This window comes from Rhizobium sp. BK650, assembly GCF_014195325.1.
GTDB lineage: Bacteria > Pseudomonadota > Alphaproteobacteria > Rhizobiales > Rhizobiaceae > Rhizobium.
This window is the reverse complement of the sequence record NZ_JACIBK010000004.1, coordinates 128810-143420: the sequence shown is the minus strand read 5'-3', so window position 1 is coordinate 143420 and position 14611 is coordinate 128810. Positions and strand designations below refer to the sequence as shown.

Annotated in this window: 17 protein-coding genes; 13 read left to right on the top strand and 4 right to left on the bottom strand. The window is 60.8% G+C overall.

What is annotated here, in order from left to right; translation table 11 throughout:
- Positions 1-35 precede the first annotated feature (35 nt).
- The 7 genes from iolC to FHX15_RS12475 all read left to right on the top strand — a co-directional run bounded on the left by iolC (position 36) and on the right by FHX15_RS12475 (position 7462).
- Positions 36-1967: a bifunctional 5-dehydro-2-deoxygluconokinase/5-dehydro-2-deoxyphosphogluconate aldolase gene (iolC, locus tag FHX15_RS12505; protein WP_184397460.1), complete on the top strand. Its 1932-nt coding sequence runs from the start codon at positions 36-38 to the stop codon at positions 1965-1967.
- Positions 1968-2163: 196 nt separating this feature from the next.
- Complete coding sequence (iolD, locus tag FHX15_RS12500) at positions 2164-4014, top strand: 3D-(3,5/4)-trihydroxycyclohexane-1,2-dione acylhydrolase (decyclizing) (protein ID WP_184397458.1); 1851 nt, start codon at positions 2164-2166, stop codon at positions 4012-4014.
- Positions 4015-4080: 66 nt separating this feature from the next.
- Positions 4081-4998 (top strand): myo-inosose-2 dehydratase, encoded by a 918-nt coding sequence (gene iolE, locus FHX15_RS12495; protein ID WP_184397456.1) that lies wholly within the window; start codon positions 4081-4083, stop codon positions 4996-4998.
- Between the two features lie 194 nt (positions 4999-5192).
- Positions 5193-5990, top strand: a complete 798-nt coding sequence (gene iolB, locus FHX15_RS12490; protein WP_184397454.1) for a 5-deoxy-glucuronate isomerase — start codon at positions 5193-5195, stop codon at positions 5988-5990.
- Positions 5991-6082: 92 nt separating this feature from the next.
- A complete protein-coding gene (locus FHX15_RS12485; protein ID WP_184397452.1) occupies positions 6083-6328 on the top strand; it encodes a DUF1127 domain-containing protein in 246 nt (81 codons plus the stop codon).
- Positions 6329-6378: 50 nt separating this feature from the next.
- Complete coding sequence (locus FHX15_RS12480; RefSeq protein WP_184397450.1) at positions 6379-7212, top strand: AraC family transcriptional regulator; 834 nt, start codon at positions 6379-6381, stop codon at positions 7210-7212.
- Positions 7213-7297: 85 nt separating this feature from the next.
- Positions 7298-7462 carry a hypothetical protein gene (locus FHX15_RS12475; RefSeq protein ID WP_184397448.1) on the top strand — a complete coding sequence of 55 codons (165 nt, stop codon included), beginning with the start codon at positions 7298-7300 and terminating at the stop codon, positions 7460-7462.
- A 39-nt stretch (positions 7463-7501) separates the two neighbouring features.
- Here the strand turns inward: FHX15_RS12475 and FHX15_RS12470 are convergent, their stop codons facing one another.
- Both FHX15_RS12470 and FHX15_RS12465 read right to left on the bottom strand, forming a co-directional pair.
- Complete coding sequence (locus FHX15_RS12470) at positions 7502-8869, bottom strand: MATE family efflux transporter (protein ID WP_184397446.1); 1368 nt, start codon at positions 8867-8869, stop codon at positions 7502-7504.
- Positions 8870-8904: 35 nt separating this feature from the next.
- The gene (locus tag FHX15_RS12465) at positions 8905-9345 is read right to left on the bottom strand and encodes a glyoxalase superfamily protein (RefSeq protein ID WP_184397444.1); all 441 of its coding nucleotides are present in this window, start codon (positions 9343-9345) and stop codon (positions 8905-8907) included.
- Between the two features lie 354 nt (positions 9346-9699).
- Between FHX15_RS12465 and FHX15_RS12460 the strand changes: the two genes are divergently transcribed.
- A complete protein-coding gene (locus FHX15_RS12460; RefSeq protein ID WP_184397902.1) occupies positions 9700-10038 on the top strand; it encodes a hypothetical protein in 339 nt (112 codons plus the stop codon).
- A 70-nt stretch (positions 10039-10108) separates the two neighbouring features.
- Here FHX15_RS12460 and FHX15_RS12455 read toward each other — a convergent pair whose 3' ends face one another.
- Positions 10109-10555 (bottom strand): host attachment protein, encoded by a 447-nt coding sequence (locus FHX15_RS12455; protein WP_184397442.1) that lies wholly within the window; start codon positions 10553-10555, stop codon positions 10109-10111.
- Between the two features lie 159 nt (positions 10556-10714).
- On the opposite strand from FHX15_RS12455, the gene FHX15_RS12450 reads away from it, so the two are divergent.
- The 3 genes from FHX15_RS12450 to FHX15_RS12440 all read left to right on the top strand — a co-directional run bounded on the left by FHX15_RS12450 (position 10715) and on the right by FHX15_RS12440 (position 12995).
- Positions 10715-11116, top strand: coding sequence for a DUF2177 family protein (locus FHX15_RS12450; RefSeq protein WP_184397440.1), 402 nt, complete (start codon positions 10715-10717; stop codon positions 11114-11116).
- 181 nt (positions 11117-11297) lie between these two features.
- Complete coding sequence (locus tag FHX15_RS12445; protein ID WP_184397438.1) at positions 11298-11696, top strand: PilZ domain-containing protein; 399 nt, start codon at positions 11298-11300, stop codon at positions 11694-11696.
- 186 nt (positions 11697-11882) lie between these two features.
- Complete coding sequence (locus FHX15_RS12440; protein ID WP_184397436.1) at positions 11883-12995, top strand: pyridoxal phosphate-dependent aminotransferase; 1113 nt, start codon at positions 11883-11885, stop codon at positions 12993-12995.
- Between the two features lie 157 nt (positions 12996-13152).
- On the opposite strand, the gene FHX15_RS12435 is transcribed toward FHX15_RS12440, so the two are convergent.
- On the bottom strand, positions 13153-13422 hold the full coding sequence (locus FHX15_RS12435) for a sel1 repeat family protein (protein ID WP_184397434.1): 270 nt from the start codon (positions 13420-13422) through the stop codon (positions 13153-13155).
- 428 nt (positions 13423-13850) lie between these two features.
- Here FHX15_RS12435 and FHX15_RS12430 point away from each other — a divergent pair, with 428 nt between their 5' ends.
- Together FHX15_RS12430 and FHX15_RS12425 are read left to right on the top strand one after the other, a co-directional pair.
- Positions 13851-14189: a DUF2147 domain-containing protein gene (locus tag FHX15_RS12430; protein WP_184397432.1), complete on the top strand. Its 339-nt coding sequence runs from the start codon at positions 13851-13853 to the stop codon at positions 14187-14189.
- Between the two features lie 159 nt (positions 14190-14348).
- The gene (locus FHX15_RS12425; RefSeq protein ID WP_184397431.1) at positions 14349-14528 is read left to right on the top strand and encodes a hypothetical protein; all 180 of its coding nucleotides are present in this window, start codon (positions 14349-14351) and stop codon (positions 14526-14528) included.
- The last annotated feature ends 83 nt before the right edge of the window (positions 14529-14611 follow it).

Below are 14611 nucleotides of genomic sequence, written 5' to 3'. Positions count from 1 at the left end.
CCTCAGACCGTGTAAGAATCTAGCGGGAGGACATCATGGTACAACCGAATCCGGGCTCGCCGGAGCCGTCTCTCGACGTGATCACGATCGGCCGATCCTCCGTCGATCTTTACGGCCAGCAGATTGGTTCGCGGCTCGAAGATATCGGCTCGTTTGCCAAGTCCGTCGGCGGCTGCCCGGCCAATATCGCGATCGGCACGGCGCGGCTCGGGCTGAAATCGGCGCTGATCACCCGCGTCGGTGCGGAACAGATGGGACACTTCATCATCGAGCAGTCGGCGCGCGAAGGCGTCGAGACCAAGGGTATCAAGACGGACAAGGATCGGCTGACGGCGCTGGTGCTGCTGGCCGTGGAAGCCGAAGGCGTCTCGCCGATGATCTTCTACCGGTCCGATTGCGCCGACATGGCGCTCGACGAAGACGATATCGACGAGGATTTCATCAGGTCTTCGCGCGCAGTGCTCGTTTCCGGCACGCATTTCTCCCGACCCAACACGGAAGCCGCACAGCGCAAGGCCATCCGCATTGCCAAGGCCAACGGCCGCAAGGTGATCTTCGATATCGATTACCGGCCGAACCTTTGGGGCCTTGCCGGCCACGCCGAGGGCTTCGAGCGTTATGTGAAGTCCGACCGTGTGTCGTCCAAGATGAAGGAGACGCTGCCGGATTGTGACCTGATCGTCGGGACGGAAGAGGAAATCCTGATTGCATCCGGTGCCGATGACGTTCTCGGTGCATTGAAGGAGATCAGACGCCTCTCGCCCGCGACCATCGTTCTGAAGCGCGGGGCCATGGGCTGCATCGTTTATGACGGCCCGATCAGCGACAATCTGGAAGACGGCATTGTCGGCCAGGGCTTTCCGATCGAGGTATTCAACGTGCTCGGCGCGGGCGATGCCTTCATGTCCGGCTTGCTGCGCGGCTGGCTGAAGGATGAACCGCTGCAGACCTGCGCCACCTGGGCGAATGCCTGCGGCGCCTTTGCCGTTTCCCGCCTGCTGTGCTCGCCGGAATATCCGACCTGGGCGGAACTCGACTTCTTCCTCAAGAACGGCAGCAAACACCGCGCACTGCGCAAGGACGAGGCGATCAACCACATCCATTGGGCGTCGACCCGCAAGGGCGATATCCCTCTTCTGATGGCGCTCGCGATCGACCATCGTTCGCAGCTGACCGCTGTCTGCGACGAGCTCAGCGTCGATTACAAGCAGATCGTCGCCTTCAAGCGGCTGGCGGTGGAAGCGGCCGCCCGCGTCGCCGATGGACGTCAAGGCTATGGCATGCTGATCGACGAGCGCTTCGGGCGCGATGCCTTTTTCGATGCCGCCACGAAGAATTTCACCTGGATCGGCCGACCGGTCGAGCTGCCGGGCTCCAAGCCGCTGCGCTTCGAGTTCAGCCAGGATATCGGCTCGCAGCTGGTGGAATGGCCGCTCGACCATTGCATCAAGTGCCTGTGCTTCTACCATCCGGACGATCCGGCAGCGCTCAAGACGGAACAGCAGGAGAAGCTGCGCACGCTCTTTGAAGCCGCGCGCAAGGTTGGCCGCGAGCTGCTGGTCGAGATCATCTCCAGCAAGAACGGGCCGCTGACCGACGATACGGTCTCGACGGCACTCGAAGAACTCTACGCGCTCGGCATCAAGCCGGACTGGTGGAAGCTGGAGCCGCAGGCCTCAACCGGGGCCTGGAAAAAGATCGATGCTGTCATCGCCAAAAATGATCCATGGTGCCGCGGTATTGTGCTGCTCGGCCTCGAGGCTCCTGCCGACGAACTGGTGAAGGGTTTCGAGGCGACACTGGCTGCGCCCTCGGTCAAGGGCTTTGCGGTTGGCCGCACGATCTTTGCCGACGCGGCGCGCGGCTGGCTGTCGGGCAAGATCAATGATGAGGAAGCGATTGCCGATATGGCCGGCCGCTTTAAGCAGTTGACAGAGGCCTGGCTGAGAACGCGCGGGCTTCGGTAGAGTAGAATTTAAACCCCTCCCCAACCCCTCCCCACACGGGGGAGGGACTTAGCTTGAGGCTCCGCCTCACATCACAAACTAACGTTCTTGCGGATGCGAGGGAGTGATGAAACGCGGAGAGCCTGACAGGTTAGCCCCTCCCCCTTGTGGGGGTTGGGGAGGGGAAAACAGAAGAGCGTAGGTGCGGGAGGACCCGATGGGTAAGACAATCCGTTTGACGATGGCGCAGGCCGTCGCACATTTCCTCAAAAAGCAGATGACCATCGTCGACGGCAAGAAGGTACCGATCTTCGGCGGCGTCTGGGCGATCTTCGGCCACGGCAATGTTGCCGGCATGGGCGAAGCGCTCTATCAGGTGCGACAGGAACTGCCGACCTACCGCGCACATAATGAACAGGGCATGGCGCATGCGGCGATCGCCTATGCCAAGGCGAGCTTCCGCCAGCGCTTCATGGCCTGCACGACCTCCATCGGCCCCGGCGCGCTGAACATGGTGACGGCCGCCGGCGTGGCGCATGTGAACCGTATTCCCGTCCTCTTCCTGCCCGGCGACGTCTTCGCCAATCGCGCGCCCGATCCGGTGCTGCAGCAGATCGAGGATTTCGGCGACGGCACGGTTTCGGCCAATGACGCCTTCCGCCCGGTCTCTCGCTATTTCGACCGCATCACCCGGCCGGAACAGATCATCACCGCCTTGAAGCGCGCCATGCAGGTGCTGACCGATCCGCTCGATTGCGGCCCAGTGACGCTGTCGCTCTGCCAGGACGTTCAGGCGGAAGCCTTCGACTATCCGGAGAGCCTGTTCGAAGAGAAGGTCTGGACGGTGCGGCGTCCGCAGCCGGATGCCGATGAGCTTGCCAATGCCATTGCTCTGATCAAGGCGTCGCAGAAGCCGGTCATCGTTGCCGGCGGCGGCGTGCTCTATTCGCAGGCAACCAAGGAGCTTGCAGCCTTTGCGGAAGCGCACGGCGTTCCCGTCGTCGTCACCCAGGCCGGCAAGTCGGCGATCGATGAGCGTCATCCGCTGGCACTCGGCTCCGTTGGCGTGACCGGCACGTCGGCGGCCAATGCGATTGCCGAGGAAACCGATCTGGTGATTGCCGTCGGCACGCGCTGCCAGGATTTCACGACAGGCTCCTGGGCGCTCTTCAAGAATGAGAACTTCAAGCTGCTCAGCCTGAATATCGCGGCCTATGATGCGCTGAAGCATGACAGCCATCCGCTGGTTGCCGATGCGCGCGAAGGGCTAAAGGCGCTGTCATCCGGTCTCTCCGGCTGGAAGGCGCCGGCAGCGCTTGCCGAGAAAGCAGTGAAAGAAAAGAACGTCTGGATGGAGGCTGCTGCCAAGGCGATGGCCACCACCAATGCCGCCCTACCCTCCGACGCGCAGGTCATCGGTGCCGTGGTTCGTTCCATCGGCGGCGAGAAGACGACGCTGCTGTGTGCGGCGGGCGGCCTGCCGGGCGAACTGCACAAGCTGTGGCCGGCAACCGTCCCCGGCAGCTACCACATGGAATACGGCTTCTCCTGCATGGGCTATGAGATAGCCGGCGGCCTCGGCGCCAAGATGGCGCATCCGGAAAAGGACGTGGTCGTCATGGTCGGCGACGGCTCCTACATGATGATGAATTCCGAGCTTGCGACCTCGGTCATGCTCGGTCTCAAGCTGAACATCGTGCTGCTCGACAACCGCGGCTACGGCTGCATCAACCGCCTGCAGATGGCCACCGGCGGCGCCAACTTCAACAACCTGTTGAAGGACGCCTATCACGAGGTCATGCCCGAGATCGATTTCCGCGCGCACGCCGAGGCGATGGGCGCGATCGCGGTGAAGGTTTCCTCCATCGCCGAACTGGAACAGGCGCTCGCCGATTCGAAGAAGAACGACCGCACCTCGGTCTTCGTGATCGATACCGACCCGTTGATCACGACGGATGCCGGTGGTCACTGGTGGGATGTGGCGGTGCCGGAGGTCAGCCCGCGCGGCGAGGTCAACAAGGCGCATGAGGCCTATGTCAAGGCACGCGCCGCCCAGCGGGTCGGCTGATAGATCATTCTCAATTTTCTGGAGGAGCGGGAACGCTCCTCCTCAATGTTTTCAAGGAGACTATTCATGAAGGCCAAACTCGGCATGTCGCCCATCGCATGGTGGAACGACGACCTTCCCGAACTCAGCGACGACGTTTCCCTTGAGGAATGCCTGCGCCAGTCCCGCACCGCCGGATTTACCGGCATGGAGCAGGGCCGCCGCTTCCCTGGCAATCCTCAGGAGATGCTGCCCATTCTGCGCGCCGCCGACGTGACGCTCTGCGGCGGATGGTTTTCCGGCACGCTGGTCAATGAGGAGCTTGCGGCCAACAAGGACCGCATCCAGCCGATGATCGAGCTTTTCAAGGCGGTCAATGCACCGTGCATCGTCTATGGTGAAGTCGGCCGTTCCATCCAGGGCGATCGCTCCAAGCCGCTTGCGACCAAGCCGCGGCTTGGCGACGACGAGATGAAGGCCTATGCGCGCCGCGTCACCGAATTCGGCGAATGGTGCGCCGAGCAGGGTATGCCGCTCTCCTATCACCATCACATGGCGGCCGTCGTCGAGACCGAACCGGAACTCGATGCCTTCATGAAGAATTCGGGCGCCGGCATTCCGCTGCTGCTCGATGCCGGGCATCTGGCCTTTGCCGGCGGCGACGTGTTGCGGGCGATCGACAATCACCATGCCCGGATCAACCATGTGCACGTCAAGGATATCCGCAAGGCCGTCGTCGATGGGCTCGACCGCAGCAAACAATCCTTCCTCGATGCGGTGGCGCTCGGCGCCTTCACCGTACCGGGCGACGGCTCGCTCGATTTCGGCGCGATTGTCAAACGTTTCGCAGATTATGGTTATGAAGGCTGGTTCGTGGTCGAGGCCGAACAGGATCCGCGCAGGGCGCCGCCGCAGAAGATGGCGGAGATCGGTCATGCGGAGCTGATGCGGGTGATGACGGCGGCTGGTTATACTGTCGAGACTGAGGGTTTCCCAAAGGGATAACGGAAGAGAAAGACCCCTCCCCAACCCCTCCCACAAGGGGAAGGGGCTGACCCAGCCTCTCTGACAACGCCATAAGCGACCTTCCTGGGAGTCGCTGCGGTGATGTAGAGGGAGACGGTGCGTCAGACTTAGCCCCTCCCCCTTGTGGGGAGGGGTTGGGGAGGGGAATTTCCAGGTAACGGAGGAAAACACCAATGCCAAACCTCAAGGTGAAACCGTCAGGCACGCATGGCCGCGTCACTCATGTCACGCCGGAAAGCGCCGGCTGGACCTATGTCGGCTTCGACATGTACCGCCTGAAACCGGGCGAGACGGCATCAGGCGAAACCGGCGAGCGCGAGGTCTGCCTCGTCTGGGTCAGCGGCAAGGGCAAGGCTTCGGCCGGAACCCGAGACTTCGGCACGCTCGGCGAGCGCATGAGCCCGTTCGACGGAGCGCCGCACGCGCTCTATATACCGATGGAATCGACATGGTCGGTCACGGCCGAGACGGATCTGGAGCTTGCCGTCTGCTCCGCCCCTGGCGGCGGCACCTATGAGGTCAAGGCCATTCCGCCCGGCACGCATCCGCCGCTGACGCGCGGCAAGGGCACGAACGTGCGCTACGTCAACAATATCATGCCGGAAGACGACAGTTCCGCACATTCGCTGCTCGTCGTCGAGGTCATAACACCCGGCGGCCACACCTCCTCCTATCCGCCGCACAAGCATGATCAGGACAATCTTCCGCATGAGAGCATGCTGGAAGAGACCTATTATCACCGCCTCAATCCGCCGCAGGGTTTCGGCTTCCAGCGCGTCTATACGGACGACCGCTCGCTCGATGAGGCGATGGTGGTGGAAGATGGCGATGTGACGCTGGTGCCGAGGGGATATCACCCTTGCGCGGCGACGCATGGCTACGACCTCTATTATCTCAATGTCATGGCCGGGCCGAAGCGTGTCTGGAAGTTCTACAATGCGCCGGAACACGAGTGGCTGCTGAAAGCCTGATCCGGGCTGCAGATCGCTAAATAATCTGACAGCGGGCGAGCCGCGCAGATGGTTCAATCCTCCCATTCAAACGCAATGGATGGAGGAACACCATGCGCGGTTCTAGCCTTACAGTTTATGCCCAGACCACTCGCCGGACGGAAACCAGACAGTCCCCGCTTCTTGCAGGTCTCGTGACGGGCTTTCGCCTGATAGCACGCAAGCTCGCCGAACGGCGCAGTCGCAGCGCCGTCATGGAGCTGTCCGACGATCAGCTCAAGGATATCGGCCTTTCCCGCGGCCAGATCGAAAGTGACGTGCATATCTCAAGCCACTACTGGAGCAACAAGGGATTGTGATAAGGTGCCGCGGCGGGCACTGCTCGCCGCGCAAAAATCCGGAAAGACCGATGTCGCAATTTTCGACTGCATTGCTCTTGAAGACGAAGACTGTCGCGATCCGCGACATTGTCTGCAATGGGGAATGCCGTCACAAGAGCGACGAGGAATGCGCCCACAAGACGAGCCTCGTCTATCCCTATCGTGGCGTCTTCATGCGTCATGTCGGGCGCACCGACACGGTGGCGGAAGCCAACCAGATGCTGTTCTTCAACGCCGGGCAGGGCTATCGCATCAGCCATCCCGTCGAGGGTGGCGATGCCTGCATCGATCTGTCGATCGACGGCGCCTTGCTTGCCGAGCTTGCGCCAAGGGATCAGGTGCAGGCCGGCGAGTTATTCGGTTTCAAGCGCCAGCGCCGGCGCATCGATCCACGCGCGCAGGCGCTTGTTGCGCTTCTTCGCCATGGCCTTCGCCGAAACGTTGCCGAGACATTGGAGGCCGAAACGCTGGCGCTCACCCTCGTGCGTCGTTCGCTCGGCGAGCGCACCTCACATGCGGCGGGCGCCAGCGCGGGGCGGCAAAAGCTTGTCGACCGGGCAAAGCTCGTGCTCTCCTCCGATCTCGCACGACGCTGGACGCTTGCCGAAATCGCAACGGAAGTGGGCGTTTCGCCCGTCTATCTGACCCAGGTCTTCCAGCAGGTGGAGGCGACCCCGCTCTACCGCTACCAGCTTCGGCTCAGGCTTGCCCGCGCGCTCGATCTTCTCGGCGAGTATGACGATCTGACGGCGCTCGGCCTCGATCTCGGTTTTTCCAGCCACAGCCATTTCACCGCATCCTTCCGCCAGGCCTATGGCCAGACCCCTGCAGAGTTCCAGCGCGCGACACGGCTTCGGGCGTAAAGTCGCTAAAGAATTCGACAGCGGAGAGAGGCCTCCGATGGTCTTATGATCCTGCCCCACAAGGACCCAAACGGAGGATTATCCCATGAAGAAGACCACATGCGCCGCCTGTGACTGCGAACTCGGGCCTGACGCGATCAGCGTCAAGCTCGGCGGCAAGACTGTCGAGGTCTGCTGCGAGGAATGCGCACAGGCGCTCGGGGAAGCGGAGGCTGCCACGGCGTCCGCACCCGCAGCCAGCAAGGATTGAAAGCCAAGGCCGCGCCGGACAGGCGCGGCCTTGTCGGCTTTAGGCGGGCAACAATCCATAGCGCCAGCCGAGCCGCTTGGCATTCCGCGTCAGGACGGCAAAGGCCAATAGGAACATGCAGGCCTCGGCAAAGACCGGCACCATCCAGATACCCATTTCGCCAAAGGCATGCGGCAGCAGGAAGGTCAGCGGCAGCGTGAAGAGATAGGCCCGCGAGAGGCCGAAGATCGCCGCACGTTTGGCATCGCCGATCGCCTGAAAATAACCCGACAGCACCACCATCTGGCCGAACAGGAAATACGCGCCGACCGTCCAGGGCAGGATGCGCGAGACCTCTGATATGACGACGGGATCGGCGACGAAGACGTAGCCGAGGCTGGCGGCCAGCAGCTCCACCGTGATCTCAACGCCCGTGCAGTAGACGAGTGCAGCGATCAGGGCGATCTGCAGGCTGCGACCGACACGCTCCGAAAGGCCGGCACCGTAATTATTACCGCAGATCGTCTGGAAGGCGATGTTGAGGCCAAGCAGCGGCAGGTAGGCAACCGTCATGACGCGGGTGATGATGCCATAGGCGCCGACGGTCGCGACATAATCCCCCTCGCCCCAGATCGACAGGTTGAAGATGACCGCCGCCGATGAGAGCGAGATCCCGATGAAGCCGAGGCTCATCGGCGCACCGAGCGCCAGGATCGGCCGCCAGTCGGCCAGTGGGAAACGTGTCGCCGGACGCAATGCACGCTCGTTGCGCGCGCGATAGATCAGCACCGCGACCAGGCAGACTGCCTGAGCGAGCACGGAGCCGAGAGCCGAGCCCGCCACACCCCATCCAAGGATCGCCATGAAGAACCAGTTGGCGGCGATGTTCAGCGCCGTCGCGGCCAGCATGACTACGGTCATGAAGCCGATCCGGCCCTCGCTGCGCAGGGCATCGATGTTGAGCGACAGGAAGAAGGCGATGGGCGCGGCACCGATCATGATGCCCATAAAGGTCCGGGCGTTCGCAGCAACGGCGAGATCTCCCGCCGCGGCATTGTCGACGATCCGCCAGCCGACCGTCCAATAAATGACGTTGACGACAAGCACGACGACAATCGCCAGCACATGGGCGGCGGCGAAGGTGCGCCGCGCGGCGTCGCGATTGCCGCCGCCGAGCTCGCGGGCAAGGATGCTCGCCATGCCGTTCGAGACGAGTGATTGCAGGGCAACCAGCATCATCAGGCCGGGAAAGATGAGGGTAACGGCCGAGAGAGCCCCAGCGCCGACATAGGCGCCGAGGAAATAGGCGTCCACGACGGCGAACAGGCCATTGATGGTGGTGATCAGGATGATCGGCAGCGCCGTGCGGGCAAAGACCAGAGGTAGCGGGCCGGTCAGGAAGGCATTGGTTTGCGAACGCGAGGTCATGGACGGAATCCGGGTGTTACAGCAGCACGAGACTGTCAGAGATCGAGAACGAGATGCGGCAGACCGTTGGAGGTCTTGCGCGGAGAGACGCCATTCTCGTCGATTTGAGCGTGAACGCGCTGACGAAAAGCCGAGAAGCTCTCGAAGGTCACGACATCGACGGGCTCGTCGAAATGGATGGTGATCCTGTAGAACTCGCTACCCGGAATGGCGGAAAGCGCCAGAACCTTGCCGGTGAAGGGCTGGTTCAGGTAGCGGCCGCGAATATGGGCGCCGACGAAGATCTGCGACGACGGCTTGTCGTTGGGCTTGGCAGCAAGGGCAGAGAGCGTGTTCCAGTCGCGGGCGCCATATTGGCGGGCGATCAGTTCCAGGGCGGCGGCGTGGGTGATCTCGCTGCCGCGCTCGGCCATGGCCTGGCGCAGGCGCTTTGCCTGGGCTTTCAGCTCGTCGACCGCAGGGTAAGTCATAGTCATGGGTTCAGCCTCTCAAAGGCATGCCATTCGACTGTCAGGGGGGCTCGCATTGCCGTCAGTCAGCATGCACCGGGGCTGTGACCATGATCGCGAGGGCTTCACCATGGATCTTCATCCGCGAGCGGCCGGTGCCTCGAACCGGCTCCTCTATGCGCGACGACAGGCCGCAAGTCAATGGCCGCGCAAGGATGGCGAAAAACTGGGCAGAATCCGAGCAGTCTTGCCGGCAACAGACGCGCTTTGCCGTTCAATTTTGCACAAGCTTTCAATTTTAAAGATATTGTTCAGCAGATGTGAGCAATCCTGCACTAAAGTCTGACCATACAACAAGGGGAGGCTGATATGGCCTTTCAGATGCACCTCGACACAGAACATCCGAAGCCCGAACAGGCTTATAGGGAATTCAACCTCGATCGACCCGGCAACATCATCTTCGTCGGCCATCATCTCAGCACGGGTACGCAAGTCCGCTGCCTGATCCGTACGATCACGCTCGCCGGCGCGCTGCTGGAAGTCAGCCCCAGCCTGGAAATGCCACAGCATTTTTTCCTGGAAATCCTTGGCATTCATGACGAGATCGGCTCGACCGTGGTCAAGCGCGAAGGTGAGTTGGTCACCATCAGCTTCAACATGCTGCTGAACCCCGAATTCCTGCATCACGTGCTACGGCTGAGCTTCGAAAGCAGCCTCTGATTTCAGACTTGTGCCACACAGGAAAACGCGGGCTTTCCAACCCGCGTTTTTGACAAGTGATTTATGGCGATCAGGCGGCGAGATGCCGCTCGATCTGGTCGACGGGAAGGTTGGTATAATCCTTCGCAACTTCGGCTGAGATCGCCGCCTGCACATCGGCGCTGAGATTGGGACGCAGCGCACCGAGCGCGCGCGGCGGGGCGACGAGAAGGATACGGCGTGCTTCCTTCTCATGGACAAGTTCATCGAGTTTTCCGGCCACCTCCTTCAGAAACTCTTCTTCCGCCTGGTCCTGCCAGTTGGTCTCCTCCATGGCGCTGCCGCTCATACCATCCGGCGCATAGGACCGGCCCGGCTTGTCGGTACCGATTTCACGGGTCGGCTGATTGGGCTGTGTGAGGGTCTCGCGGACCTGAAGGTTCATCAGCTCGGTGTCGCCGGCATTCTGCAGGATCAGGGCTTTCGCCCCATCGCACACGACGACCCAGGATTCCCAGGGAACTTTGACATCTGTCATTTGAGTTTTCCTCGCTTTGATGATTGGAGGCGACGCGTCGCTAGAGGAAAAACGCCGGACAATTGAAAGAGTTCGGGAAAAATCGACGCAAAGAGAATCAACCGCGATCCGCAAGGCGGGCCATGCCGTAGAACGAGGCAAAGTGGGAGATCGAAGACGATGAAAACTGCGTTTGTTGCCTATGCCGGTTGCCTTTTCACTCTTACCGTGGTCGATGCCTTATGGCTCGGCATCATCGCCCGCACCTTCTATCGCGACCAGTTGGGCGAGTTGATGCTTCCGGCGCCGAACCTCGGCGTCGCGGCGCTTTTCTATCTGCTCTTCACCGCCGCCGTCGTTATACTTGCGGTTTTGCCGGGGCTCTCCGGCGGCTCGATTGGCACGGCACTTCTCTATGGTGCCATTTTGGGACTGGCGGCTTACGGCACCTATGACATCACGAATTTATCGACACTGAAGAACTGGCCGCTCGCGATGAGCCTGGTGGATATGGTCTGGGGAACTTTTCTGACGGCATTGACCGCTGCCGGTGGCTATTGCGCGGCAAGATTGCTGGCCTGAGCGACGACGGCTCGTTCCCAAGACGGCACAATGGATGTGCCGCTAACGCACAAATGTCGAACTCGTTAAAATTGTAGTTTTATATTTGACGAATGTGAAAAACATTCGTGTGAGCCTCTTCGTCGAACAGCCCGAAATTTGAACTGCCCCAAATTTTGAACTGCCTGACGGAGAATGCGAAATGGAAATGCTCCGCGCAACGCACCTCGCCACGGTGAAGTCGGCTGTCTACGACATTCGCTGGGAGGAGTTCAACGTCAAACGACCGGCCCGTATCGTGGCCGTTCGCCCCTGTCTGACCGGGATTTCGATGCGCAGCGCCGAAATTCTCGACATTTCCCAGGGGGGCGCGACCTTCGTCGTGTCGACCACGGCAGGCCTGCCCAAACATTATTATCTGAATATTCTGGGGCTCGCCTACCGCATCGGCTGCGCCGAGGTCTACCGCCATCACGAGCGCATCGGCGTTCGCTTCATCAACCTGATCGAGCCGGATGTTCTGCGCAGGGTCGTGCGCGCCGACTTCATGATCGGCAATACGGAAGCGATCGACGCGCGCCGCAACGGCAGCCGCATCTGAGCTTTAGAGCGCCGTGCGTCCGTTCGGACGCACAAAGGAGGCTCTAATTCTTTGAAACTACGCATCAGGCTTTCGGAAAATCGATTCCGATTTTCGGGCCGATGCTGTAAATAATCTTGCTTGCCTTGGTAAGGCGAGAGCCTATTGTTGCCCGGCTTTTCAATAATTCCGGGAAATTGCCGTCGCATGTCTGCCTTCACGCGCCTCACGCCACTTGCCAGCGCCCTGCCCTCCACCGTTCCTTTCGTCGGTCCCGAGGCCATCGAGCGCCAGCGCGGCCTGAAGGTCGAAGCGCGCATCGGCGCCAATGAAAACGGCTTCGGCCCCGCCCCCTCGGTTCTTGCCGCCATGCGGGAACAGGCCGGCGATATCTGGAAGTACAACGATCCGGAAAATTACGCGCTGCGCGAGGCGCTCGCTATCCATCTCGGCGTGACACCTGCCAACATCGCCATCGGCGGCGGCATCGACGAGTTGCTCGGCCAGATCGTGCGGCTCGTCATCGAGCCCGGCGGCACTGTGGTTACCTCGCTTGGCGCCTATCCGACATTCAATTTCCATGTGAACGGTTTCGGCGGCCGGCTGGTCACCGTTCCCTATGCGGACGACCGGGAAGATCTCGACGCGCTGCTCGATACAGTCAAGCGCGAGAATGCCCCACTCGTCTATTTCGCCAATCCTGATAATCCGATGGGAAGCTGGTGGGATGCCCAAGAGATCGTCACCTTTGCGCGCGCCCTGCCGGAAACCTGCATGATGATCCTGGACGAGGCCTATAGCGAGACCGGCCCTGCCTCCGCGCTGCCGTCGATCGCCTCACTCATCGACCTGCCGAACATCGTGCGTACCCGCACCTTCTCCAAGGCCTACGGGCTTGCCGGCGCCCGCGTCGGCTATGCCATCTCGACACCGGGCACGGCACAGGCCTTCGACAAGATCCGCAACCATTTCGGCATGAACCGGCTGGCGACGGTCGCAGCCCTCGCAGCCCTCAAGGACAAGGCCTATCTGTCCGAGGTGATCGGGAAGATCCATGCGGCGCGTGACAGGATCGCTGACATTGCGAGCGCGAACGGCCTGCAGCCGCTGCCGTCTGCCACCAATTTCGTGGCAATCGATGCCGGGCGCGACGGCACCTATGCGAGGGCCATTGTCGACGGGCTGATGGAGCATGGCGTTTTCATCCGCATGCCGGGCGTCGCACCGCTGAACCGCTGCATTCGCGTGAGTGTGGGGCCGGAAGCCGATATGGCGCGGTTCGAAGAGGCGCTGCCGATGGTGCTGAAGAAGCTCGGCTGAAAACGAGTAAGCCAATAGGTAAACCGCGGCCGGCAGATGACAAGCCGGTCGCGGTTTCCTTCTCCTGGCATCGGCCCCGTCCAAAGCGCCCCGCCAGCTCCCCTCTTTTGAGGTTGTTATTTCTGCTTTTGTCGAATTGCCGTCGGGAAGACGTTCCTTAGTGGATCGTCATCCATTCGCGGGCGGCGCGGAGCGCTTCGGCGAGCTGCATCTTGCTCATCGTCGCGGCGACATCCGCACGCAGCTCGGCTGCGCGGTCGTTACCCTTGATCGCGGCGATGTTCAGCCACTTGTGAGCGGCGACGAGATCGATATTGCAGCCGCGGCCGGTCGCATACATCAGACCCATTTCGCAGAAGACATCGGCGCTGTTGTTGTCGCCACCCATGGTGGCCATTTCAGCATTGTGCATTTCAAAGCGTGCCATCGGTTCTATCCCTGTTTAGCCTGTTAAGACGTACCCTGTTTCACCTTTGGGCCTTGCCATCTTCTGCGGCTTGCGGCCTCTCCGGTCCGGCGGGTTTGCCCCGCTCGTTTGATGGGTTCACTATGCCGAACGGCTTTCAAAAAACGCCTAAAATGCATGATTAATTTGACGCAAACAAAGTGCAAACGCTTGGTAAAATTGGATTTTCGTTAAACATCGGAATGCCTGCGAATTAAGGATTTCCGCGCGCTTTTTACGAAAAATTAGGATTTGGAAATTGAGGAACTGTTTACCGTGAAATCAGCATCGATCAGGCCATCAGCAGAAAAACCCGAAGGCGAAAGCCGGATTTCAGCCGCTCTCGCAGCATATTTACCTTTACGTTCGCGTCAGTTATTTTCGCGCCGATTGACTTCATGGAGGAAAAGATGATCCGTACCCTCGTTCTCGCCAGCGCGCTGGCACTTGCGGCAGGCCTTGCGCAGGCGGAAGAGCCGATCGTCGGCAAATGGAAGACGGTCGCCGGCGATACCGCAGTGATTGCCCCTTGCGGCGGCGGGTACTGCATCACGCTCAAGTCGGGCAAATATGCCGGCAAGAAGATCGGCACGCTGGCTGGCACCGGCGACAGCTACAATGGTGAGATCACCGATCCCTCCAATGACAAGACCTACAGCGGCTCCGGCAGCGTTTCCGGCAGTTCCCTCAGGCTGAAGGGCTGCGTGATGAACGTCCTCTGCAAATCGCAGACCTGGACCCGCCTTTGAGGGGACTCGCCTTCGAGGGGCTTCGTCTTTAAGCGGACCCGTCTCCAAGAAGCTTAGCCGGCCTCGAAAACTGAACGCCAAATGAACCGCCATCTCAGCACCCGTTCAGCCGCATCATGGCAAAACATCACCATGAAAGGCGCATATCGGGGTAAGGACGTGGACGTGTTCATTCTGGCGAGACGGTTTACAATCATAACGCTCTTTGCGGCGCTCTTCGCGATCTCGTTTTCCGCGGTGGTCGTACACACTGGCGGCGGGGGAGCGCAGCAGTCGCATTTCGGCGCCAACTATACATGCCTGGCAGGCAGCGGCGGTTACTGCACCGCCATCCGCTGAGAGTTGAAAGATATTGGGGGGAAAAATCCAGGTCTCAGCCTTCGGGCGTCGTTTGCTTGTTAAAAACGACTCTCTATAATGCC